This window comes from Vallitalea guaymasensis (genome assembly GCF_018141425.1).
GTDB classification, from domain to species: Bacteria; Bacillota; Clostridia; order Lachnospirales; family Vallitaleaceae; genus Vallitalea; species Vallitalea guaymasensis.
In genome coordinates this window covers 1,468,995-1,493,226 of sequence record NZ_CP058561.1, presented here as the reverse complement: position 1 = coordinate 1,493,226, position 24,232 = coordinate 1,468,995, and the positions used below count along the sequence as shown (strand labels likewise).

At 30.9% G+C, this 24,232-nt stretch carries 22 protein-coding genes and 7 tRNA genes; 24 read left to right on the top strand and 5 right to left on the bottom strand.

Annotation, left to right across the window (positions count from 1 at the left end; translation table 11 throughout):
- Nucleotides 1-208 precede the first annotated feature (208 nt).
- Complete coding sequence (locus tag HYG85_RS06850) at nucleotides 209-856, bottom strand: M23 family metallopeptidase (protein WP_212692848.1); 648 nt, start codon at nucleotides 854-856, stop codon at nucleotides 209-211.
- 706 nt (nucleotides 857-1,562) lie between these two features.
- Here HYG85_RS06850 and HYG85_RS06845 point away from each other — a divergent pair.
- Both HYG85_RS06845 and glnA read left to right on the top strand, forming a co-directional pair.
- Complete coding sequence (locus HYG85_RS06845; protein WP_212692847.1) at nucleotides 1,563-1,925, top strand: hypothetical protein; 363 nt, start codon at nucleotides 1,563-1,565, stop codon at nucleotides 1,923-1,925.
- Between the two features lie 349 nt (nucleotides 1,926-2,274).
- Nucleotides 2,275-3,705 (top strand): type I glutamate--ammonia ligase, encoded by a 1,431-nt coding sequence (gene glnA, locus HYG85_RS06840; protein ID WP_212692846.1) that lies wholly within the window; start codon nucleotides 2,275-2,277, stop codon nucleotides 3,703-3,705.
- 138 nt (nucleotides 3,706-3,843) lie between these two features.
- Here glnA and HYG85_RS24750 read toward each other — a convergent pair whose 3' ends face one another.
- Nucleotides 3,844-4,323 carry a PspC domain-containing protein gene (locus HYG85_RS24750; RefSeq protein ID WP_212692845.1) on the bottom strand — a complete coding sequence of 160 codons (480 nt, stop codon included), beginning with the start codon at nucleotides 4,321-4,323 and terminating at the stop codon, nucleotides 3,844-3,846.
- 236 nt (nucleotides 4,324-4,559) lie between these two features.
- Here HYG85_RS24750 and HYG85_RS06830 point away from each other — a divergent pair, with 236 nt between their 5' ends.
- Complete coding sequence (locus HYG85_RS06830) at nucleotides 4,560-5,267, top strand: PrsW family glutamic-type intramembrane protease (RefSeq protein ID WP_212692844.1); 708 nt, start codon at nucleotides 4,560-4,562, stop codon at nucleotides 5,265-5,267.
- A gap of 35 nt (nucleotides 5,268-5,302) precedes the next feature.
- Here the strand turns inward: HYG85_RS06830 and HYG85_RS06825 are convergent, their stop codons facing one another.
- Nucleotides 5,303-6,349: an aldose epimerase family protein gene (locus HYG85_RS06825; protein WP_212692843.1), complete on the bottom strand. Its 1,047-nt coding sequence runs from the start codon at nucleotides 6,347-6,349 to the stop codon at nucleotides 5,303-5,305.
- A 213-nt stretch (nucleotides 6,350-6,562) separates the two neighbouring features.
- Here HYG85_RS06825 and HYG85_RS06820 point away from each other — a divergent pair, with 213 nt between their 5' ends.
- Together HYG85_RS06820 and HYG85_RS06815 are read left to right on the top strand one after the other, a co-directional pair.
- Nucleotides 6,563-7,321, top strand: a complete 759-nt coding sequence (locus HYG85_RS06820) for a peptidylprolyl isomerase (protein WP_212692842.1) — start codon at nucleotides 6,563-6,565, stop codon at nucleotides 7,319-7,321.
- Between the two features lie 71 nt (nucleotides 7,322-7,392).
- Nucleotides 7,393-8,586, top strand: coding sequence for an ROK family protein (locus HYG85_RS06815; protein ID WP_113672235.1), 1,194 nt, complete (start codon nucleotides 7,393-7,395; stop codon nucleotides 8,584-8,586).
- Between the two features lie 94 nt (nucleotides 8,587-8,680).
- Here the strand turns inward: HYG85_RS06815 and HYG85_RS06810 are convergent, their stop codons facing one another.
- Entirely contained in the window at nucleotides 8,681-8,995 is a 315-nt protein-coding gene (locus tag HYG85_RS06810) for a DUF202 domain-containing protein (RefSeq protein ID WP_113672234.1), read from the bottom strand.
- A gap of 776 nt (nucleotides 8,996-9,771) precedes the next feature.
- On the opposite strand from HYG85_RS06810, the gene yfcE reads away from it, so the two are divergent.
- Entirely contained in the window at nucleotides 9,772-10,317 is a 546-nt protein-coding gene (yfcE, locus tag HYG85_RS06805; protein WP_212692841.1) for a phosphodiesterase, read from the top strand.
- Between the two features lie 121 nt (nucleotides 10,318-10,438).
- On the opposite strand, the gene HYG85_RS06800 is transcribed toward yfcE, so the two are convergent.
- Nucleotides 10,439-11,272 carry a DUF1189 domain-containing protein gene (locus HYG85_RS06800; protein WP_212692840.1) on the bottom strand — a complete coding sequence of 278 codons (834 nt, stop codon included), beginning with the start codon at nucleotides 11,270-11,272 and terminating at the stop codon, nucleotides 10,439-10,441.
- Between the two features lie 276 nt (nucleotides 11,273-11,548).
- Here HYG85_RS06800 and HYG85_RS06795 point away from each other — a divergent pair, with 276 nt between their 5' ends.
- The 18 genes from HYG85_RS06795 to HYG85_RS06710 all read left to right on the top strand — a co-directional run bounded on the left by HYG85_RS06795 (nucleotide 11,549) and on the right by HYG85_RS06710 (nucleotide 24,169).
- The gene (locus tag HYG85_RS06795; protein ID WP_113672231.1) at nucleotides 11,549-12,709 is read left to right on the top strand and encodes a THUMP domain-containing class I SAM-dependent RNA methyltransferase; all 1,161 of its coding nucleotides are present in this window, start codon (nucleotides 11,549-11,551) and stop codon (nucleotides 12,707-12,709) included.
- A gap of 35 nt (nucleotides 12,710-12,744) precedes the next feature.
- The gene (locus HYG85_RS06790; RefSeq protein ID WP_244971328.1) at nucleotides 12,745-14,529 is read left to right on the top strand and encodes a lectin like domain-containing protein; all 1,785 of its coding nucleotides are present in this window, start codon (nucleotides 12,745-12,747) and stop codon (nucleotides 14,527-14,529) included.
- Nucleotides 14,530-14,573: 44 nt separating this feature from the next.
- Nucleotides 14,574-15,563, top strand: coding sequence for a DHH family phosphoesterase (locus HYG85_RS06785; protein ID WP_212692838.1), 990 nt, complete (start codon nucleotides 14,574-14,576; stop codon nucleotides 15,561-15,563).
- 86 nt (nucleotides 15,564-15,649) lie between these two features.
- Nucleotides 15,650-16,573 (top strand): alpha/beta hydrolase, encoded by a 924-nt coding sequence (locus HYG85_RS06780; protein ID WP_212692837.1) that lies wholly within the window; start codon nucleotides 15,650-15,652, stop codon nucleotides 16,571-16,573.
- Nucleotides 16,574-17,088: 515 nt separating this feature from the next.
- Nucleotides 17,089-17,463, top strand: a complete 375-nt coding sequence (locus HYG85_RS06775; RefSeq protein WP_212692836.1) for a NusG domain II-containing protein — start codon at nucleotides 17,089-17,091, stop codon at nucleotides 17,461-17,463.
- Nucleotides 17,447-17,980: a Gx transporter family protein gene (locus HYG85_RS06770; protein ID WP_212692835.1), complete on the top strand. Its 534-nt coding sequence runs from the start codon at nucleotides 17,447-17,449 to the stop codon at nucleotides 17,978-17,980. Before HYG85_RS06775 ends, HYG85_RS06770 begins: the two co-directional genes overlap by 17 nt.
- A 315-nt stretch (nucleotides 17,981-18,295) precedes the next feature.
- Nucleotides 18,296-20,671 (top strand): N-acetylmuramoyl-L-alanine amidase, encoded by a 2,376-nt coding sequence (locus tag HYG85_RS06765; protein ID WP_212692834.1) that lies wholly within the window; start codon nucleotides 18,296-18,298, stop codon nucleotides 20,669-20,671.
- Nucleotides 20,672-20,825: 154 nt separating this feature from the next.
- On the top strand, nucleotides 20,826-21,320 hold the full coding sequence (locus HYG85_RS06760) for a GerMN domain-containing protein (RefSeq protein ID WP_212692833.1): 495 nt from the start codon (nucleotides 20,826-20,828) through the stop codon (nucleotides 21,318-21,320).
- On the top strand, nucleotides 21,307-22,026 hold the full coding sequence (gene rph / locus HYG85_RS06755) for a ribonuclease PH (RefSeq protein WP_212692832.1): 720 nt from the start codon (nucleotides 21,307-21,309) through the stop codon (nucleotides 22,024-22,026). The genes HYG85_RS06760 and rph overlap by 14 nt, the downstream gene beginning before the upstream one ends.
- A gap of 208 nt (nucleotides 22,027-22,234) precedes the next feature.
- Nucleotides 22,235-22,843, top strand: coding sequence for an XTP/dITP diphosphatase (locus HYG85_RS06750; protein ID WP_212692831.1), 609 nt, complete (start codon nucleotides 22,235-22,237; stop codon nucleotides 22,841-22,843).
- Nucleotides 22,844-22,892: 49 nt separating this feature from the next.
- Nucleotides 22,893-23,390, top strand: a complete 498-nt coding sequence (locus HYG85_RS06745; RefSeq protein ID WP_113672221.1) for a metallophosphoesterase family protein — start codon at nucleotides 22,893-22,895, stop codon at nucleotides 23,388-23,390.
- A gap of 66 nt (nucleotides 23,391-23,456) precedes the next feature.
- Nucleotides 23,457-23,531 (top strand) — tRNA-Pro (locus HYG85_RS06740).
- A gap of 8 nt (nucleotides 23,532-23,539) precedes the next feature.
- Nucleotides 23,540-23,610, top strand: a tRNA-Gly gene (locus HYG85_RS06735).
- 43 nt (nucleotides 23,611-23,653) lie between these two features.
- Nucleotides 23,654-23,727 (top strand) — tRNA-Arg (locus HYG85_RS06730).
- A 33-nt stretch (nucleotides 23,728-23,760) separates the two neighbouring features.
- Nucleotides 23,761-23,834, top strand: a tRNA-His gene (locus tag HYG85_RS06725).
- Nucleotides 23,835-23,846: 12 nt separating this feature from the next.
- Nucleotides 23,847-23,918: transfer RNA gene (locus HYG85_RS06720), tRNA-Gln, on the top strand.
- A gap of 4 nt (nucleotides 23,919-23,922) precedes the next feature.
- Nucleotides 23,923-23,996, top strand: a tRNA-Lys gene (locus HYG85_RS06715).
- 91 nt (nucleotides 23,997-24,087) lie between these two features.
- Nucleotides 24,088-24,169: transfer RNA gene (locus HYG85_RS06710), tRNA-Leu, on the top strand.
- The last annotated feature ends 63 nt before the right edge of the window (nucleotides 24,170-24,232 follow it).

The following is a 24,232-nucleotide window of genomic DNA, read 5'->3' as shown; positions in this document are numbered from 1 at the left end:
TATACTATTTTTTGGCAGATGACAATCTGTTTTTTTGTCATGCAAAAAAAGCACCTAAAGAACCACTTTGGCTCTTAGATACTTTTTGGGTACTGATTCTTTTTAAATACAATGCCTTAACTAAATGACATTGCTTTTAACGGAGCCTCTTTTCTTATACCTATGCTTAATCGATTATACCATTAATTTATTATTCCATCGCTAACTATTAATAAAATTTCCTTGGATCCACAACGTGTGAGGCACGTGGGCTATAAGGCATTACTCTATATTCCAGATGCAAATGAGCACCATAACTGTGTCCTGTATTCCCCATTTTGCCTATTACTTGCTCCTTAGATACAGTGTTTCCTTTAGATACCTTTACAGAACCATAAAGCATATGACAATAATAAGTGTAATAATTTTTTCCATTAATTAATGATTTAATTTTTACATAGTTACCGAAACCCTTAGAATGATCGACTCCTTTTACACTTGTCACAACGTCTACTACTTTTCCAGCAAATGATGCTTTTATTGGATCTCCTTCTGCTGCACCTTCATTGCTAGCAATATCTGTCCCCCCATGAAAACCACCACTTTGATAATTTGGGAAATCCGTTGGAGATCTGAATTTTGTACCTACTGGCATAATCCCTATTTCTCTAGGTGGTTTAGTAGCCGTAAGATTGTTAGCATAAACCCAAGCTTTCTTTCTGCCGTGGATAGTACTATATTCAATATACGCATATCCATTTACTTTTTGATTAAGATATTCAACTTCTTCGGTTGCATCAATACTACCTATTTTTTCAGTGGCTTGAGACGTAGAATATGTATCAGCGTCTCTTAAAGCCCATCTTAAGTTTGACATATTTTTTCCTTCTTTCTTAATTTAATATTATATATATATAAATCGCGATTTTATATAATACAGCCATTTGTTTGGCTTGGATATATCATAACATTATCCAACACGACATTAACACTACATAAAATAAAAAATTTTAAGAACTTTAGATTATTTATTATTTTTAAGGGTAGCACCAGTAAAATGAGAAGTTGTTTACTCCTTAGCGTGAACACTAGTAATCTTAAATAAATGGAGAAAAAATGATAAAGAATAATCCTTAACAGTATGCCATAAGGAAATTTTAAAAATTTCATAAGCAAAAATAAGAATACGATGAGAATGAGTATAAGCCATCGCCATCTAACAATCATAGATGGTGATGGCTATTTTATATATAGGCAAAACCTTATTTTCTAACCAGTTCATATTCTTTTTACTATATGAACTCTTTAAAGGTAAAGTTGAAAGGAAATTAAAAAGATAACCATATGGAAAATATGAAGATATAGAAATTGGATTTGTTATAATGGTATATTAAAATATATAATGGTAAACTTACTTTAATAAACAAATATAAACAAAATAATTAATAAAGAAAATATAGTAAAAATATAATTCAACAATCTAAAATAAATATAATTATATGTATATATAATTATTATAATGTGTTATTATTATATCAGAAAATTAAAAAAAGGAGAGAACAGAAGATGAAAATAAAAAAATATTGACAATTACAGCTGTATCTGCAACATTAATGCTTTCCAGTGTTAGTGCTTTTGCGGCTGAAGATTCTACAAGTGTGGAATTGGGAGGTGGAACTTGTGTACTTAAAGTGACTTGTGATGAGACTACTTGTACTGCTAATGTAACATGTAGTCAAGAAATGGATAAAATAAGAGTAGCAATTAAAGGTACTAGGAAAAATGGTGGGTCTAAAAAAGAAGACTCTGATCTTAAAAAAGATACTGATGAAGAAGAAGTAACTGTAGAAACTGATGCTGAACACAGATTTATTAAAGGTAAAGGTTGGGGACAAGTTTGGTACGACGGTAACTACAAAAATCTAGATGTAGAAATTGATGTTTAATAAGTAAAATTTAATATAACTACTATATTTAATAATATTCCAATATGGAGCCTTAAATGGCTCCATTCTTATATTGCAAAAAAAGTAGAAAGTATTTTATTCATTTAAATCACCAACAACAATAACTTTTACAATACTTTCGGTTTTGCTTAATGATAAGATTTTACTTATTGTGCCTTTTCTGACTGACTTGTAATTAAGTTACATTATAATAAAGTTTTCCCACTAAAAAATTAATTAAATTAGGAATATTTGAATTAATAATTATATAAACTATTTAATGTTGTAATAACATATAATATGATTTAAAATGCAGTTACCAAAACTTATTGATTTAGGGGGATGCTATATGTTTAAAAATTTAAACGAACTAAAAAATTATTGCAGAGAAAATGATATTAAAGTAATCGACTTTAAAGTTATTGATTTAGCAGGAAAATGGCATCATCTAACCATTCCAACAACAAGATTTACTAAAAAAACTCTTGAAGATGGTATTGGTTTTGATGGCTCAAGCTATGGTTTTCTAACAGTTGAAAAATCGGATATGGTATTTATTCCAGATTTAAGCAGTGCATTTGTAGATCCTTTTAATGAAGTACCTGCATTAACCATGATAGGTAACATCTATTCCATAGGAGATAAGATAGAAAGGTTTGAAGGAGATCCAAGATATGTTGCCGAAAAAACAGAAAAATATATGACAGAAACAGGTATTGCAGACAAGACTTTATATGGACCTGAATTTGAATTTTATATTCTAGACCATATATCATATAAAACCACTCCTAACCATATGGAAGTTTATCTGGATTCTGAACAAGCAGATTGGAATATGGGGAATAAAGGCACTAAAAATCTAGGATTCAAAGTTGGTCATCATAATGGTTACCACGTGGATATTCCTAATGACGTTAGCTACAATCTTAGAAATAAGATGGTATTGACTCTTGAAGAATTAGGTGTACCAGTGAAATATCATCATACAGAAGTAGGTGGACCTGGTCAATTAGAAATAGAATTGAGCTTTAGTGGTTTGCTGGAAATGGCTGACCGAACTATGTTAACTAAATATGTATTGAAAAATGAAGCAATCAGAAATGGTAAAACAGTAACTTTTATGCCTAAGCCAATATTTGGTGAAGCAGGAAATGGTATGCACGTTCATTTTCAATTGTTCAAAGACTCCAAACCTATTTTCTATGATGAAAATGGATATTCTGGTTTAAGTGATACAGCATTATATGCAATAGGTGGAATACTAAAACATTCACCAGCGCTAATGGCATTCACCAATCCAAGTACTAACTCATACAAACGACTTGTACCTGGATATGAGGCACCTGTTAGTATTTGTTTTGCTACTGCTAATAGAAGTTCTGTTATTAGAATACCAGGATATGCTAAAAAACCTGATGCTAAGCGTTTTGAATTCAGACCATCAGATGCGACATGTAATCCATACATAGCTTACTCAGCTCTAATGATGGCAATGCTGGATGGAATAATGAATAAGATTGATCCTACTGAAGAAGGTTATGGTCCATACGACATTAACATCTTTAACCTTCCAGAAGAAGAAAAAGCTAAGATAAAAGGATTACCAAAATCTCTTGAAGAAGCAGCAGATGAACTGGAAAAAGACTATGAATTCTTATTAAAAGGTGGGGTATTCACAGAAGGTATTATCAGAGACCAGTTGAAACGTATTAGATGTGATGCATCAAAAGTAAATATTATGCCTAATCCAATCGAGTTTGAAATGTATTTTGATTTATAGGTATGAAAAAGATTAGTGATAAATAACTTATTGCTAATCTTTTATTTAGTACTATGATGTCATTAAATATATGATTAACAATATTAATGGGGCTGTTTGATAAAACGTTGTTACGTTAATATCAAATAGCCCCATGTATCAATTTCTATCTTTTGTAAGGATCAGGAATCCAACTCCAATAATTGCGATTGGCCATACTAAGTCAAAACTAAACCAGTCAAATATTTTTTCTAATATTGATATACCACCAATAATAACTAATATTATTCCAAGAATTGTTCTACCATTGCTATTGGAGAGATTATTTCTTTTTTCCGGAGTGTTATGGTCATAAGTATTACTATTATACGTAGTATTATTATCATAAGAATTACTATCATAATAAGTGTTACTATCATGAGTGTTACTATCGTAAGTGTTATGAGCATATTCTATAGGTTCGACTGGAATGACAATTGAACAGATTATGTATATCAATACACCAGAACCCCACGTAAAAAGTGTTATAAGAAATAGAATTCTAACAATAGTTGGGTCTATATTAAAATATTTTGCTATACCTGAGCAAACACCACAAATCATTTGGTTATCTCTTGAGCGATAAATTCTTTTATCCATAGTCATACATCCCTTCTAATATTTTTAGTATTTGAAGTAATAAATAATATTATTAATATGAAACAGATAAGTTGTACATATTAATATATATAATTTATATTATATTGTGTTTTATTATATTACATTTTATAATATAACACAATAAGATTAATATAAGATTAAGTTTGGATTAATAATAATGAATATGAATTGTTTTTTACAGGATATAAAAGTTTTATTGATAACGGAGGAATAACATGGATATTGATTTGTATGTTGTAGCTATTACACCAGGTATTGCACTAGCATTAGGAATATATTTGACGGATAGATACGATAAAGAACCATTGCATCTATTGATTAAGATATTTATTTTTGGTGGTATAAGCATTTTACCTGCTATACTTATAGAAAGGATATTAGCATATTTCAATATATTTACTGGATTATTAGGGATTGCCTATGTAGCTTTTATAGTTGCTGGTTTTACTGAAGAATTTGTTAAAAGAGTGGTAGTAAAGAGTTTTGCATATAATCATAGAGCTTTCAATGAAAAACTTGATGGTATTGTTTATGCAGTTTTTGCATCGCTGGGATTCGCTACTGTAGAAAATGTACTTTATGTAGTTTTTAGATATTCTAATGTATCTACGATAGGTTTGCAGAGAGCTATTTTTTCAGTTCCTGCCCATATGCTGTTTGCCATAACCATGGGATATTATCTATCATTGGCTAAGTTTGGTGAGAGTGAAAGACAAAGAAAATACTATCTAAGATTATCTTTGTGGATTCCAGTATTATTGCATGGATTATATGACTATATCTTAATGTCAAAAAGCAGTAATCTATTTATAATTTTTATTCCTTTTGTTATATTTTTATGGAGTTATAATCTTAGGAAATTGAATAGGTATTATAAAGAATCTAAAGCAATGTATATGAATAATAATGATGAATTTGATTAGGGGCTGTTGAGACAGCCCCTTATACTTAATCTGTATTATTTGATTTTGAAACTATATTTTGTATACGCCTTATATGTATCTTCAGGACTTAAGATATTAGAGTCAAAACAATCTTGGTTAATGGCATCTGGATAATATTGTGTTTCCAAACATAATGCTATATGTTTTTTTGTAACCATATTAGAAGCTAATTTCATACCTGCCTCCATTTGATTACAAGCATAAAAGACTACAGCTTTCTGGTCTGTGACAACTTCCATATAACGTCCGCTTTTTTCATCATACATAGCTGCTGAGATATTGCCATCATCATTAAGCATGAAAGGATGGTCATAGCCACCAGCATTTTTCAACTGTACTTCATCATTTTTAATATCACTACCAACTAATTTCATTTCTCTAAAGTCGAAAGCAGTTCCATCAACATCAGCCACACCAATAGGAATGATTTCAGTATCGACAAGACCATATTTATCAGCATTAATATGTAAATATTGCTCTAATACATCTCTCTTTCCATTACCTGATAAATTGAAGTAAGAATGATTAGTCATATTAATGATTGTCTTTTTATCTGTCTTACCACTATAGTATATTTCTAACTCGTTATCATTATTAAAAGTATAAGTGACATTTACATCAAGAGTACCAGGGAACCCTTCTTCTCCATCTTCACTTATATAATTAAGATATAGAGAGACACTATCTTTTTTTACAATCCCTGTAACGTTCCATATAACTTTATCAAATCCTTTTAAACCACCATGTAGAGTGTTTCCATTATTATTTGCAGCTAAGTTGTAAGTAGTACCATCTATCTCAAATGAAGCATTTGAGATTCTTCCAGCTACTCGTCCTACAAGGCTACCAAAAAAAGGTGACTTTTCTTCATATTCTTTGAATGTATCAAAACCAAGGACTACATTTTCAATGTTACCATCTTTATCAGGCACCATTATATTATTAATGATTCCACCATAATTAAGAATACTTACACTACAATCATTATCATTGTATAATGTGTATTTGGTTACTTCTTCTCCGGATTTTGTAAAACCAAAATTAGTAGATTTAATTTCCATAGTTATTCACTCCTTTAGTATAGATTATACAATAAGTTATTTAGTCTTTCAATTTTAAATCACACCTAAGTTAATAAGATAGTAAAATAGTATAGGTATATGTTAAGTATTATTATTTGTATTGCAAATTTGGTATATATATAATATTATTATATAGACATGAATTTTTATGGAAATACAGCATTTTCAAATAAGATAATAGAGGAGATTACAATGGATAATAATGTATTAGCTAAAGTTGAAGGTATAGAAATTACAAAAGAGCATTTAATGAATATTATGCGTTCTTTACCACAACAACAAATGATGGAAGTAAGTACAGTAGAGGGAAGAAAAAGACTACTAGATGAACTTGTTGCTGCTGAGCTTTTTTATTTAGAAGCTTCTGCTAACAAATTAGACGAAGAAGAAGAATTCAAAAAAATCTTAGAAGAAGCAACTCACAGTCTTTTACAAAGATTCGCTATCCAGAAATTACTAGAAAAAGTTACAGTAAGCGAAGAGGACATGAAAGCTTATTATGACAGTAATAGAAAGTCTTTTGTTTCTTCAGAAGAAGTAAGAGCTAAACACATTCTTGTAAAAGAAGAAGAAGAGGCTAATAGAATAAGAAAAGAAATCGAAGAAGGAAAAGCTTTTGATGAAGCAGCTAAAGAATATTCAACTTGTCCTTCAAAAGATAAAGGTGGAGATTTAGGATTCTTCGGTAAAGGAAGAATGGTTCCAGAATTCGATAAAGCAGCCTTTGAATTAAAAGTTGGAGAATTAAGTGATGTAGTAAAAACTCAATTCGGATATCATTTAATTATTGTTGAAGAGAAAAAAGAAGCTGCAATCAAGACTTTTGAACAAGTACAAGAACAAATCAAACAAACTCTTTTAAGAAACGAACAAACTAAGGTATACACAGATAAGTTCAATGCATTGAAAGAGCAGTATAATGTTGAAATCAATGAAGATGGATTAAAATAATTAGAAGTTGAAAGGGTTGTCTTAATACATTTATGGAAGATGGACAGCCCTTTTTTTAAGGATGTGAACATATGGAATTCTATGAATATGTTGAAAATCTAACAGAGGACAACAAGAAAGTTTTTAACATCATTTTACGTTTTGGACCTCTTACTAAAAAAAAGATTATAAAATATACCAATATGAAACTTACTACTCTTAATAGATCTATGACTACATTAATGAATTCTAAATTTATTGTTCAGATAGGTGAGCAGGAGTCAACTGGAGGAAGAAAGCCAACATTATTTGATGTCAACCCATTTGAATATTATTTTGTTGGAATTGATATTTCAAGAACTTACTCAAAAGTTATCATAACAAATCTCAAGAGAGAAATTCTATTTGATGAACAATTTCAGATGAAGCAGGATATGACACCTGATAGAACTGTTAGAAGTATAAAAGAGGTGTTTAACAAAGGATTAAACCGATTAGGAATCATAAAAGAAAAAATAGTTGGTGGAGGTCTCGGTACTATAGGTCCATTGGACTCTAATCTGGGCATTATATTCAAGCCAAATAACTTTTATGCAAAAGGTTGGAATAATGTACCTATCAAGGACATGCTTGAAGACGCTCTGGATATGGAGATAATTATTGAAAATGGTGCTAATACAGCTGTCTATGCTGAGTATTTAGCTGGTTCATTAATCGAATATTCCAATATTGTCTATGTAAACTGTGGTATAGGTATAAGGATGGGAGTTATTGCAAATGGTAGAATAATTCCTACTATCAATAATGCCAATGATGCTTTTGGACATATGGTAGTCAACTATGACGGAGAACCTTGTTATTGTGGCAAAACAGGATGTGTAGAATGCTATGCATCAATTTTATCCATTGTTAAAAAATATGTCAGCCTTGTGAAATTGGGAAGAGCTACGACTATCAATAAAAACACAAACAGCATTACTTTCAACGATATAATCAAAGCAGCTGAATCAGGTGAGTATCTAGCTAATGAAGTGTTTGAATTTGCAGCTAAAATATTGGGGATTGGTTTAGCTAATTATGTTACTATTGTCAATCCTAGTAAAGTTATCCTAAGTGGACCTATCATAAATTTATCTGATATATTTTATAATTTTTTACTTAAGTATATAGAAAGGCATATTTCAGGAAATCAAAGCAATATTGTATTTGTCAAGGGTGGCGATTATAAAGAGAATGCAATAGCGCTAGGAGCTGCCCAATTATTTATCAAGAACAAGTTAATATGAAATTTGAATATAATAAAAACGAGCTTTGAATTTAAGCTCGTTATATACACTTATACATAAGTTCTACTAGCATATGAAATAGAAACGTTGCTATTTAATTTATATCGTAATTCGCTATGTTTTTTATTTTCTTTAGATCCCTATTTCTCCTTATATACTTAATTAAACCTACTATTCCGATTATAGTTCCAAATGGTACCAATATCATTCCAATAATTTCTATTACGAGATTATCAGTAAATTTAATAAAGGAAGCACCAGCTACGATTAGACTAAGAGCAGTTCTTATGTATGCTAATAGTGTTCTCTGATTTGCTAGGAAGGTTCTGTCAGTGGCAAGTAAATCTCTCAATATCAAAGATTCCTTTTTGAAAGAATAAACTTCATCTTCATGAGCTCTATATTGCATTATAATATTCACCTCTTTACATTATATTCTATATGAAAATAACTTTAGACCAAAATGGTTAAAATAAAACATAAAATTTAACTATATCTAATAATAGTCGATTATATTTTTATATTCCTCTCTATACTATAGAGTTATGTTGGTTTTTTTAGTGTTTTTGGGAGTTGAAGTATTGATATCAAGTATAGTGGAATAGAATAATTTCCATATTGGTTATATCTTTTGTATTATACTATAAATATATTATAACACTTTTGACCAAAATAGCAAGAAGTTTTATAGGATTTTTTACTGGGTATTATATCATTAGTGTAATAAATATATAGAATAAATCTATAATATATAAGAAATATAAAAGTATTTGTAAAAAAATAGCAGAAAAGGACACATAAAAGACAAATTAAATACATACTAATTACACTTATCTTATATATAATTCTAATTGACGACATAATAATAGACATAATGCTAGACATAATGTTTGACTTAATGAGACATTAAAATCGACATAATATTATACAGAAGCGCAAAGGCGCACAAAAATATAATAGAGAATCCCCTCTCATTATAACCCAGAGTAAAGAGAATCATTTAATGATTCTCTTTCTTGTTGTAAGAAAGTTTTTCTATTTAACCTCATAATATTGCTTATATCCTTTTTAGCTAAATGTTGTACTATTTAACTAATATAGCTAAATTCAGTTAAATCAATTATTGACCTTACTTTATATTTATGGAATAATATTTACTATGAATAATTAAGGAAGGTGATATACTTGAAGTTAATGTTTATATCAGATATACATGGATCTTCTTATTATGCTGCAAAAGCAATTGAAAAATATAAAGAAGAAGGTGCTGATTATATAGTTTTACTTGGTGATATCTTGTATCATGGACCAAGAAATTCACTACCAAAGGAATATGAACCAAAAAAAGTTATACAGATACTTAATGATTTAAAAGACAAGATTATTTGTGTAAGAGGAAATTGTGATGCAGAAGTAGACCAAATGGTTCTTGAATTTCCTATTATGAGTGATTACAATATCATATTTCATAATAACAAAAGAATTTTTGCTACTCATGGACATTTGTTTAATGAATCCAACATGCCACCAATAGAAGATGGCGATATAATAATTCATGGACATACTCATATACCTGTTGCTAAGGAATTAGATAATAAATATATACTTAATCCAGGTTCCATTTCTTTGCCAAAGGAAAATAATCCAAATAGCTATGGTATTATTGAAGGAAAAGAATTTCTCATAAAAGATTTTGAAGGAAATATAATTAAATCAATTGTATTAGAATAATCTAGACTTAGTCATTAAAAGACCAGTATCCCATTATAATGTTTTGCAACTAACATGAACAGTTTAATTGCTAGATTATAAGAGATACTGGTCTAATTATTTTAGTTAGAATAAGCTGGAATTAATAATTATCATATTTATTACTATTATCAATAAGAGTATCGCTGTTATCATCTTTTGATATATTCTTTAATGCCATAACAACAATAATAGTCGAAATTCCGTAATATATGATTAATTTAAATCCAAGTGCTACTGCCAATCCAAAGCAATTTATCAAGAGCATTATAAGTGCTGGTAAAGTCAAAGCATATATACCGATTTTATATACTTCATTATAGCTTAGGTTTGTTTTTAATACTGAGTTTGCAATAAGTCCAATGATACTTACCATTAAGCTTTCAAATAATTTTAATAGAACAGTTCCAGCAATTATCAAGAAGACAATAATTCCAATCGCAAGTCCTCTAAAACTATTTAATATCTCTAAAACTGAATTTTTATCAATATTGAAGTCTCTCAAATCCTTGAATTCTAATGGCATAGGAGGGCTTCCAGCTTGGTTGATGATAATTCGTTCAGGAGTAACTAAATATCCCATAGAATAACCCACTAAATCATTCAAAGTATACTTATCTGTCATATCAACGATAAATATAAAGTCATGATCTTTAGTCAATACTAAAGGTTCATTCATATCAATATTAAGGATACCATTACGAACAGTTATCTCAGGCATATCATCTGATTGTAATAATTCTATAGTATTGTCAATAGAAGTATTAGTCTTAACAGAAACAACTATGCTTAACGTAATTCCAATGAATAATGCTAAGAGTATAAGATAACCAAAAGATTTACCTAATCTTTCATGTCTTATACTATTGTAAACACGAAAATCAGTAAAACTTTTTATGAATTTCACAAAGATATTAGGGCTTTTTATATTTTCCATATTATATCCCCCTTCATCATAAATTTTTTAATACATATTCTGGGAATGGAATTAATTACCTAATTCTCTTGTATGTTAACATAAATTTTTTTCAAGTTCAAGATTCTATAGGCATTAGCTGTAATATTTTTTCGGAAAATTGAGTAAGTTAAAGATATGTAACAAAGATTTAATGTGTAAGATTATTGTAGAATAGATTTATTTAAAGTATAATGTAGGAGTAAATACTAATGAAGATAACTTCTAATATACACTAATTGATAAAGGAGCAAAACGATGTCATATATTGAATTAACAACACCTTGTATTTTTGGGGTCGAGTCTATTTTAAAAAAGGAAATTATAAAATTAGGTTATGAAATTAAGAGAGTAGAAGATGGAAGAATAACCTATATAGCAGATGAACTGGGTGTTTGTAGATCAAATATTTGGCTAAGGACAGCAGAGAGAGTAATGATTAATGTAGGAGAATTCACTGCTACTAGTTTTGAAGAATTATTTGATAAAACAAAAGATTTACCTTGGGAAAGATGGATACCACAAGATGGCAAGTTTTGGGTTAAAAAGGCTTCTTCCATTAAATCCAAGCTTTTTAGTCCATCAGATATTCAATCAATAATTAAAAAAGCAATAGTTGAAAGATTGAAAAAAACATACCATGTCAATTGGTTTAATGAAGATGGTGAACACTATCCTATTAGAGTTTTCATAAAAAAAGATAGAGTATCCATATGTTTAGATACAAGTGGTGAAGCTTTGCACAAAAGAGGATATAGAACATTTACTAGTAAAGCACCTATCAGTGAGACTTTGGCAGCTGCTATAATTCAATTATCACCATGGAACAAAGATAGAATCTTGGTTGACCCATTTTGTGGTAGTGGAACTATCCCTATCGAGGCTGCAATGATAGCTATGAATATGGCTCCAGGACTTGACAGAGAATTTACAGCTGAAAAATGGAAAAACATTATTCCGGTAAAATCATGGTTCAAGGCAGTAGATGAGGCCAATGATGTTATAGATACAACATGTGAATTAAACATTGCCGGTTATGACATAGATTATAAAGTTTTAAAACTTGCAAGAGAAAATGTGAGAAATGCTGGTGTTGAAGATAAGATTCATTTTCAAGAAAGGGATATGAGGAAAACCAGCAATAATAAGAAATATGGATTTATTATCACTAATCCACCTTATGGTGAGAGACTTGGAGATAAGGAAACCGTAATAGAATTGTACAAAGATATGAAGATTACTTTTGATAAGAATCTTGAGGATTGGTCTTATTTCATTATCACTTCATTTGATGAATTTGAGAGATATTTTGGAAAGAATGCTGATAAAAAAAGGAAGTTGTACACTGGAATGATGAAAGCAAATCTTTATCAATATTTTGGAAGTAAACCTCCTAAAAGAGTGAATCCTATCAATTAAAATACATTATAGAAAAGAGGTTATATATATTGAAGATGAAAAAAAACATAAAAATGCTTTTTATATATGTATTTACAGTTGTCTTTATTGTGCCTACTTCTATTTGTGCTATCGATGCACCACAGGTTTCAGTTATTTTAGATAATGAGTATATAGTATATGACGAATATTATGGAATACCATATATTGATGATAATAACAGAACAATGGTACCACTAAGGCTTACATTAGAGTCATTTGGAGCTGAGGTAGAGTGGGTAGGAGAGTTGAATTTAGTAGTTATAAAACATGAGGATATAGTAGTTAATGTTCCAATAGGTGAAAAGTTTATATATAAAAACGAAGAAAAAATTGAAAATGATACATATGCTGTAAATAAGAAGAGCAGGATTTATCTACCTATAAGAATTGTTATGGAAGCTTTTGGATGTGAAGTATTGTGGGATGGTGATAATAGAGTAGTTATCATCAATTCTGATCATGGTCCTTATAAAGATAAAGCTAATGCTAGGTTTGATCTAAGAGAGGAAGGAAATGTAACTTCTGTCAAGGACCAAAAAGAGCTTGGTACATGTTGGGCATTTGCGGCACTTGGCTCCATTGAATCAAGTTTACTAAAGCAAACTGGAGAAATATATGATTTTTCTGAAGATAATGTGAGTTTGAAACACGGTTATAACTTGACTCAAGACCAAGGTGGAGATTTTATGCTTGCATTAGCATATTTCGCTAGATGGTCAGGTCCTATAATGGAAAGTGATGATGTATATGGAGACGGAATCTCATCACAAGATGTAAAAAGTGTTAAACACCTGCAAGAAGCTTACTTTATACCAGCCGATAATTTTGAAACCATAAAAGATACTGTTAAGAATTACGGAGGCGTTCATACATCTATCTATTGGGAATATAGAGATGTAGAAAATGAAAAGTATTACAACAAAAATACTTATTCCTTGAACTATAATGGCAAAGAAGAAACTAACCATGATGTAGTTATTGTTGGATGGGATGACGAATATCCTAAGGAGAATTTTATAATACAACCAGACGAGGATGGTGCTTTCATCTGTAAAAACAGTTTTGGTACTGATTTTGGTGAAGAAGGATATTTTTATATTTCTTATTATGACGCTTATATAGGTAAGCAAAATATGGTATATAGTAAAATAGAAGATAATGATAATTATGATAAAATATATCAAGCAGATTGGCTTGGATTAGTAGGGAAATTAGGATTCAATACAGACACAGGGTATTTTTCTAATGTTTATGAAACAGGTAATCAACAAGAAGAGTTAAAAGCTGTTAGCTTCTATACTACTGGCATTAACTCTAAATATGAAGTATACCTTGTAGAAAACTTTACAGGTAAGGATGACTTGAAAAATATGATTTTCCTTGAAAGTGGATTCAGGGAATATAGTGGTTATTATACTATCAATCTAAAACAGCCTATAACACTTGATAAGAATAAGAAATTTGCAGTCATTGTCAAGATGACTACTCCTGGAACGAAATTTCCTATAGCTGCTGAATTTGACAGGGATGTCAAATGGCTTGGCAAAGTAGATTTAAGTGATGGTGAAGGCTATATAAGTTATGATGGAGAGATCTGGGAGGATACTGAGGAAGTATTACAGAGTAATGTATGCTTGAAAGCATTTACAGACATAGTGGTTGACCAATTAGTTAAAGATACAGCTGAGGAATCAGAAAGTCAACCAGTTGAGCAATCCGATACAGAAAATGTATCTAATCCAGATGAAGCTACAGATGGAATTGAGTCTTCTAATGATAACCAGCCAACAGAAGTGTAGTAAGGATGTTGGTAAGTAATTAGAGTGCTTGTATGGAGGCAATAATGAAAGATAAATTAAAAGAATTATTGAAACAACTAAAAAACGCTGGAAAGGTATATATACAACCTCACAATATTCCTGACCCAGATTCTATAGCAAGCAGTTTAGGGATTAAGTTTTTACTGGATAAGTACGGAATCAAGTCAAAGATTATTCATGTACAGACAATTGAAAAAGCAAATTCAAAAAAGATGGTTGAACTGTTCAATATAAAGATGACAGTCAAAAATGAGATGAAGTACAATAAAGATGATTTTGTTATATTGGTTGATACACAGTTAGGTAATTCTAATGTAACTAATCTCATTAAGCAGAATGTAATGGTAATCGATCATCATGAGATTGTTAATGATACTGATACTTATCTTTTTAAAGATATCAGGTCAGATATTGGTGCATGTTCATCAATAGTAGCAGAATATTTTTATGTCAATGATATTCCTTTGACTGTTAACGTAGCTACTGCACTATTGTATGGAATAATGATGGATACTGATAATCTGTCTAGACGTGTTAATGATCTTGATATAGAAATGTTTTATTTCTTATATAATCAAGCAGAGATTAGTATGATAAAATCACTGAAATTAAATCAGATTGTAAAATCTGATTTAATTGCGTATGCAAAAGCATTAAATAATGTAGAAATATATGGTTATTTGGGCTTTGTCCATATAGAAGATTGTAATGATTCTCTTCTCGGGACTATCAGTGATATGGTTAATACAATAGAGGGTGTATCCGTTGTTGTGGCATATGCCAAGAGAGCGGATGGAGTAAAATTTTCTATTCGTAGTGAAAGCACCAAAATCAAGGCTAACAAGTTAATGCGATTCATTATGGCTCATAGAGGTGTTGGCGGAGGACATGATGAGATGGCTGGAGGTTTCATGCCTGCTGATAAGATGGATTTTTTGAATAATAAACGACTAGATACATTCATTAGACATAGAGCTATCAATTATGTAGAAAAGGAAGATAGTGATTTATAAAAAAATAATACGTTTACTTTTACTAGCTATTAATGATATTATATTAATATGTTATTGTTTTAATATTATATCTTTGAGGTGATCTTATGAGAGAGAATACATTTAAAATTGACGGATTAGATGGACATAAGATTTTTGTAGCTAGTTGGATGCCAGAAAACAATGAAAAAATTAATGGTGTTGTTCAGATAAATCATGGAATGGCAGAACATTGTTTAAGGTATAGAGATTTTGCCAAGTTCCTTACGGATAATGGTTATGGTGTATATGCTCATGACCATAGAGGGCATGGACAGAGTCTGGATGTAGAAGAAGATATAGGCTTTTTCAATGACAAGGAAGGTTGGAATAATGTTATAGATGAAGCATATAAGGTAACAGAGCATATAAAAAGAGAAAATAAGAATACTGATATTTTTGTGTTAGGTCATAGTATGGGGTCTCTTATAACACGTGGTTACATACAGAAGTATGGTAATGAGGTTAAAGGGGCTGTTATAAGTGGAACAAGTGCTACAAAGGGTTTCTTGGGAGTGGCAGGAATCGGAGTAGCAAGATTGATTTGCTTAACAAAAGGGAACAGGCATAAAAGTAAGTTGCTTACAGACCTTAGCTTTGGTAGTTTTAATAAGAAATTTGCGCCTAATAAGACAGAATATGACTGGCTAAGCAGGGATGAACAACAAGTTAAGAAATATGTAGATGATGAGAAATGCGGTTTTATGTGTACTTCAAGATTTTATGTGGATCTATTAAAAGGGCTATCAAATATTTCTAAGAAACGTAATATTCTTAAAACGCCAAAAAACCTACCTATATTATTTATTTCTGGTGATAATGATCCTGTTGGTGATATGGGAAAGGGAATTAAAAAGATTACGGATACATATAAATCATTGGGATATAATGTGAAGGTTATATTATATGAAGGTGGAAGACATGAAATAATTAATGAAACTAATAATTCGGTAGTTTATGATGATATAGTTGGTTTTATTAATAGCTTGTAATAATAGATTTAACTTATAGAATGTTTGTTAAATATATGTTAGACGGTTAATATAGTATATTTAAAAGTTGGAAGTATATTAGAGGCTATATAATGTGGTAATGAATTTAAATTACCTTGTTATATGGCTTTTTTTGGTTATAGTGTATGTAAGTCAGAAAAAGTGTTTTGTTCTGACGTGGCTTTTGCAAAATAGTATATGTATATGTTACGCCAGCGAATTACTCGTCCTGAGTAAACTGCTGGGTTCGGCGTCCTGCCTCACTACTCCACATATACATATACTATTTTGCTTATAGTCCCCTTCAATGAAAACACAAAACACTTTTTCTTCTAAAAAGCATCATTAATGGCTATGATAGATATTCTTTATAAGAAATGAAGAAACTAAGAAGAGTTTGTTTTGATTGATATATGCTAATATGATACAATAAATTAATATATTTATACTTGATATAGTAATTAATAATTATAGAATTATATATATTATTATTAAAACTGAAAGGAACATTATTAATGAAGAGAAATGACGTGAAAATTATTATTGGAGTACTAATAGTAGCTGGAGTATTTTATCTTTTTAATCAATATAGAATCAGTAAGATGGATGTAAATAAGTTGTATGTGGAGATAAAAGTTGAAGGGGAATTGTATGAACGAGTTCAGTTGAGTGATGAGAAAGAGATTAAGATTGAAAGAGAAGATAGTTATAATATTATAAAGGTGCATGATAATGGTGTGGAGATGCTTGAAGCTAATTGCCCAGATCATGTCTGTGTCAGAACGGGTTTTATTAATAAAGTTGGTAGTACCATTGTTTGCCTTCCTCATAAGGTTTATGTGGAAATTGTTGGAGATGTGGAGGATGGATTAGATGCTATATCAGAGTAAAATCAAAAATCTTAGTAAAGTGCAGAAAATGGTATTCATTTCTATGTTAATAGCTTTTGCTTTGGTATTAGGATATCTTGAGAGAACATTTGTACCAGTAGTGCCTTTTCCAGGAGTAAAATTAGGGTTGGCTAATATTATTACTTTGACAAGTCTATATTTTTTGTGTTTCAAAGAAGCTTTTCTATTAGTAGTTCTAAGGGTGACTTTAAATAGTTTTTTTACGGGTTCATTTATAACAATATGGTATAGCTTATCAGGAGGTATACTTAGCTTGATAGTGATGTTTTTACTTATACATTATAGTAAAGATAAAGTAAGTATTGCTGGTATAAGCATTATTGGAGCGGTATCTCATAATATCGGACAACTCATAGTGGTAGCTATAACTACTGAAAGCATTAATGTAGCAGCAGCGTATTTCCCTATTCTAGCTGTTTCTGGTATTATTACGGGTATACTTATTGGTTTTACAGTTAATTACTTGTTACCATACATAAATCGAATATTTAAGTGATATCATATTCTAAGTTATGACATATTTCCCAGGAAATTAGTAGATAAAAAAATAATGGAAAGCAATTTGTCGAGTTTATTATCTATGTAAAGATAGTAGTAAGCTTATTTGTTATGTTTATTTATATTCCCAAGATGCATATTTACAATAACAGGGTTATTACGAAAATATTACATAAAAACCCAAAATATTACGATTGTATTACATAATGCAATAGTATCTTTTTTAATATAGTTTTTTTTGTTATAATTTTGTAGAACTTAGATATTTACTAAATGATGGGAAGTTAATAAGCAAAAAACAAGGGGGAGAGTCATGATACGGAAAATCATCACAACTGTATTAACAATTACGATAATGTTAAATCTATTTTCAGTTAATGCAAGTGCAGAAACCACTAATAACGGAAAATTTTTTATTAAATATGATGGACAAATTTATAAGTATAAAAATAGATTTGTAAAACTTGTAGTTGATGGAAAAGTTATTGAAACTGGGGAAATGCCTGCTATCGTAATAACAGAAGATGTAAACGGTGAGAAAGTAGGAAGAACATTAGTACCAGTAAGGGAAGTATGTGAATCGGAACAAATAGGAGCTAAAGTAGATTGGAACGGACCAAAGCAAGAAGCTTACATATCTTATGAAGATAAGTTTATTGTACTTAAAATTAACGAAAAGAAAGCCATAGTTAATAATAAAGAGGTTATGTTGGATGTACCAGCCAAGCTGATACAAAATGTAAATACTAAGAAATGGAAAACCATGGTACCTATTAGATTCATTGTAGAGACTTTTGGATATGAAGTTAACTGGAATGGAAAAGAATATAGTGCTGAAATGACCAAAAAAAGTAACCAACAAGGTCAAGATGATACAGATGAACAATCAGGGGAAGATGACCAGTCAGAAAATGATCAGTCAGAAAATGACCAAACTGATGTAGAGGATAATAAGGATAATGAAACAGGTGAAGATTCTGAGTCTAGTGAAGACCAGAACTCAAATAATGATAACGATAATGAAGATGAATTATTAGATAGTTTGGAATCTGGTGGAGCTAAGAATGAATTACCAACTGCGTTGAAAAATAATCCTGTAGTATGGATGGTTGACGATGATGTGCTATCAAAAATAAATGATAGATATACAGAAACAACTATCGCCAGAAAATTATGCCCAACTACAAAGGTCAAATCTATAGAGTATGAAAGTGACAAAGTTAATAAAAAATTTGTTATAGAAGCGTCAAGCCCCATTACAGATGTTAAGAAATCTTATTGGAAAAACAGATTAATCATTGATGTAGATAATTCAAAATGGGATATGGACAAATATGAAAAGACATTTGATGATAATCCTATAATAACAGGAGTTCGCTCCAGTCAATTTGCAGATACGATAACAAGAATCGTATTTGATTTAAAAGGTGAAGGATATAAATTCAATGTTTATCTATCAGAAGATAGGAAAAAAATAAATATTGAAGTTCAAAATAATTCAATCTATGGTATACACCTTGGGCAAAATGACAAAGGTGACTATATTAAGATTTTAGGAGTTAAAGCTCCTGATGTAAAACCATTCAGATTAAGTAATCCTGATAGAATAGTTTTTGATTTACCTAATACAGAATCTCTTCTTAGTACTAGATCTTCAACAGCAGAAGGGCAATATGTAAAAGAAATCAGGACTGCGCAATTTGATGAGACAACAACTAGAATTGTAATCGAGACAGATGGACAAGCAGATTATACAATATCAGAAGAAAGTGGCTCCGCTACTATTATTCAGCTAATTGAACCATCTTATGATAATATAAAATATATTAATTATGACAATCCTACTATAGTACTTCAAAAGGATGGTAAAGAAATTAATTTATCAAATATTAAATGTACAGATGACTACACAAATAGAAAATACATAATTCAGTTACCTGGTGATTATAGAGAGTTATTTGGTAGCGGTACAATAAGAATTAATGACGGTATTATTAACTCAGTTGATATTACAAATGATAAAGGTAATACAGTATTAACTATTGATGAGAATAGCGTATATGACTATAGAATAACTGAGGATAAAGATAATATATATATTAAAGCATTCAAGCCAAAAGAATTATATTCCAAGGTTATAGTGATAGACCCAGGACATGGAGGAAAAGACCCTGGTGCATCAGATAATGGATTAGTGGAAAAAGAGCTAAACTTTGATATTGTCTTATACTTAAAAGAATATCTAGACAAAGAAAAAGATATCAAAGTATATTATACAAGACTTGATGATTCATACCCTACATTAGGTGATAGGACTGATTTAGCTAATGATGTAGACGCAGACTTTTTCATTAGTGTACATAACAACTGGTATACTTCAAGTGCTCATGGAACAGAAGTATATTATTTAGCACCATCAAGTAAGCCGGGTATGACATCAATAAAACTTGCAGAAATATTCCAAAAAGCAATTGTAAGTGCGGTAGGAACGAAAGATAGAGGTATCAAATCAGGTAATCTATTTGTACTTAGAAATACTGATATGCCTGCTGTTTTAATAGAAGTAGCCTTCTTATCCAATCCTACTGATGTTGCAAAATTGAAAAGTGAAACTTTTAAGAAGAATACAGCTAATGCAATATACAAAGCAATACTAGAAGCTTTCAAAAAATATCCAACTGGAAGATAGACATTTATCTAGGGAACAATTACATGATTGTTCCCTACAAATATATTCTACTTACAATAAGATCCACAATATTACAAAAAAACACTGTTGTAGCTTTCACTAATTAGGTATAAAATATAATTACCAAATATTTACAAATAAGAGGGGGAAGATTATGTATAGTGTTATAAATGCTTTTGTAGTATCATTGATAACTATGGGTTTGGTTATTAATACGGTTTCTATGAAGAGTAATATATTTTATTATGAATTTGAAAAACAAGATGAAGGAATATTGACTAGTGAGGAAATTGATTTAAAAAATAATAAAAATGTAGAAGAAAACATAAGATATACATTACAATACTTGTTTGACAATAATGAAGGTCATTATTCATTTATACCAGAGGAAGTGAAAATCACTAATATTTTGTTTATTAATGGTTCGCTAGAAATTGAGGTATCAGAAGATATACTTAATTATGGTGGTACTGCTAGGGAAATCTCTATGGTGGATCAGATTCTAGCAACAGTCTTTTCTATTAATGATATAGAAGAATTTTCACTTTTTATAGAGGGTGACCGAGAAGTTCTTAATGAAGGAACAAGTATAAAAGAATATACAAGAGATGAATGGGAAGAAAGGATGAATACAATTGAGCAGAATTGATGGAAGACAAAAGGATGAGCTTAGAGAAGTTAAGATTACAAAGGATTTTATTAAATATCCTGAGGGTTCAGTATTAATAGAAATGGGAGAAACAAAAGTAATATGTAATGCTTCGGTAGAAGATAGAGTTCCTCCTTTTAAAAAGGATTCGGGAGAAGGTTGGGTGACTGCTGAGTATTCTATGTTGCCTAGAGCTACTCTTGATAGAAATACCAGAGATATCAGCAGATTAAAAAAGAATAACCGTTCAGTAGAGATTCAGAGATTGATTGGTAGAGCGCTTAGGTCTGTAGTAGATTATAAGGCTCTTGGAGAAAGAACAATAACTTTGGATTGTGATGTTATTCAAGCTGATGGTGGGACAAGGACTGCTTCTATAACAGGTGCTTTTGTAGCGCTAGTGTTAGCCTGTAAAAAGCTTTTGAATGATGGACTGATAGATAAGATGCCTATTTCTTCTTATGTGGCTGCTATCAGCGTTGGAATAGTTGATGATGAGGAATTATTGGATTTATGTTATGCAGAGGACAGTCATGCGAAAGTTGATATGAATGTTGTTATAACTGATAAAGGAGAATTTATTGAAGTGCAGGGTACAGGTGAAGAATCTCCTTTTACTAGGGAACAGTTGAATAAGTTATTGGATTTGGGTGAAAAAGGAGTAGAGGAGCTTATTAAGTTGCAAAAAGAGGTATTGGAGGATTAATTATTAGTTGGCTAACGTGTGGGTAGAGGAGTGTGTAATAGTTGATTTTTACTTGCCTTACCTTGAGGAGCAGACGGTCTGCGTAAAAATCAACTATTACACAGCTCTAGTGGCTACGGTGGTAGAATAGATATATTCTATAATATTATTAATTAGATTTTACTGGTGATTTAATAGATTATTACTGAAGATAAGAGGAGACGTGTTGATGAAGGAAAAGATTATTTTTGCTACTAAGAATAGGGGAAAGATAAAAGAGATAAATATGATTATGGAGGATACTAATTATGAGGTTATATCTATGGAGGATGCAGGAATAGATATAGATATAGTTGAGGATGGTTCTACTTTCTTGGAGAATGCAATTATCAAGGCTAAAGAAGTTATGAAGATTGCTGATTGTATTGTTATGGCTGATGATTCGGGACTTGAGGTAGATTATCTTGATAAGGCTCCTGGTATTTATTCTGCTAGATTTGGTGGAGAGGATACTTCTTATAGGATTAAGAATAAGATGATTATTGATAAGTTGGAAGGTGTAGAGGAGAAAGATAGGACTGCAAGGTTTGTGTGTGCTATTGCCGCGGTATTTCCTGATGGTGAAGTTTTAACTACTAGAGGTACTGTAGAAGGGATTATTATCCATGAAGAGAGAGGGAGTAATGGATTTGGTTATGATCCTATTTTTTATGTACCAGAATATTCATGTACAACAGCTGAAATGGATAATGAATCAAAAAACAAGATAAGTCATAGGGGTAAGGCTTTAAGAAGTATGAAGGCTAAGATGGAAAGCCATAGAAACGGCTGTAAGTAGTTGTATTTAATATGAAGAAATAGTTAGAGTCATAAAACGGAGAGAATATATGAAGATACTTGTAATTAGTGATACACATGGAAATTTGAGAAATGTAATAAAAGTAATTAAAGATACAAAAGATATAGATAGAATAATTCATTTGGGTGATTATGAGAGAGATGTTGAAGAACTAGAGATAATTTCTAATGTACCTATAGATTTTGTGCCTGGTAATTGTGATTTTAATTCTTATGCACCTAGAGAAAAAATACTTGATTTTTATGGCTTGAAAATATTTATTACTCATGGACATTACTATGATGTTAAATGGGAGTATGATACTATATTAAAGGCTGCTAAACAGAAAAAGGTAGATCTTGTGCTATTTGGACATACACATGTATCATTAGTAGAGAATATAGATGATATTACAATTATTAATCCTGGCAGTATTTCATTGCCAAGAGATGGTAAAGGTTGTAGTTTCGGTATATTAGAGATAGAAAATAACGGTAAATTCCATATTACAATAAAAAAAATGGAAAAAAAACAAAAAAACTATTGACATTTGTTTGAAGCGTGTGTATAATAACTCTTGCGTTCGAAAAAGGACAGCAAATATCATAAGCAACGGGGTGTGGCTCAGCTTGGCTAGAGCGCTTGATTTGGGTTCAAGAGGCCGCAGGTTCGAATCCTGTCACCCCGATACCTTATGCGGGTGTAGTTCAATGGTAGAACACCAGCCTTCCAAGCTGGATACGTGGGTTCGATTCCCATCACCCGCTTTGTAATTAGAAATGATTACAGACAAGGCATTGAACTTGTGATGTGCCTGTAGCTCAGTAGGATAGAGCAGTGGCCTTCTAAGCCACGTGTCCGGGGTTCGAATCCCTGCAGGCACGCTAGGCAATTAAATATAAGTTGCTAAATATATGGTGGGTATAGCTCAGTTGGTTAGAGCGCAAGATTGTGGCTCTTGAGGCCGTGGGTTCGAATCCCATTACTCACCCTATAATATTAATGGGTAGTCGCCAAGCGGTAAGGCACTAGACTTTGACTCTAGTATGCGTAGGTTCGAATCCTGCCTACCCAGTTTTGGGCTACTAGCTCAGTTGGCTAGAGCACTGGACTCTTAATCCAGGTGTCCTGGGTTCGAATCCCAGGTGGCTCATGGCTTACAAAAAAAGTAAGAAAAAAATAAAAAAATTACTTGACATAATTAAATAATTGTTATATTATTGTATAGGTAATTTACACAATGCGCGGATGTGGCGGAATTGGCAGACGCACTAGACTTAGGATCTAGCGCCTAACGGCGTGGGGGTTCGACTCCCTTCATCCGCATTGATAAAAGCACTTGGTATCCAAGTGCTTTTTGCTTGTATGCATATATATCATATTAATATA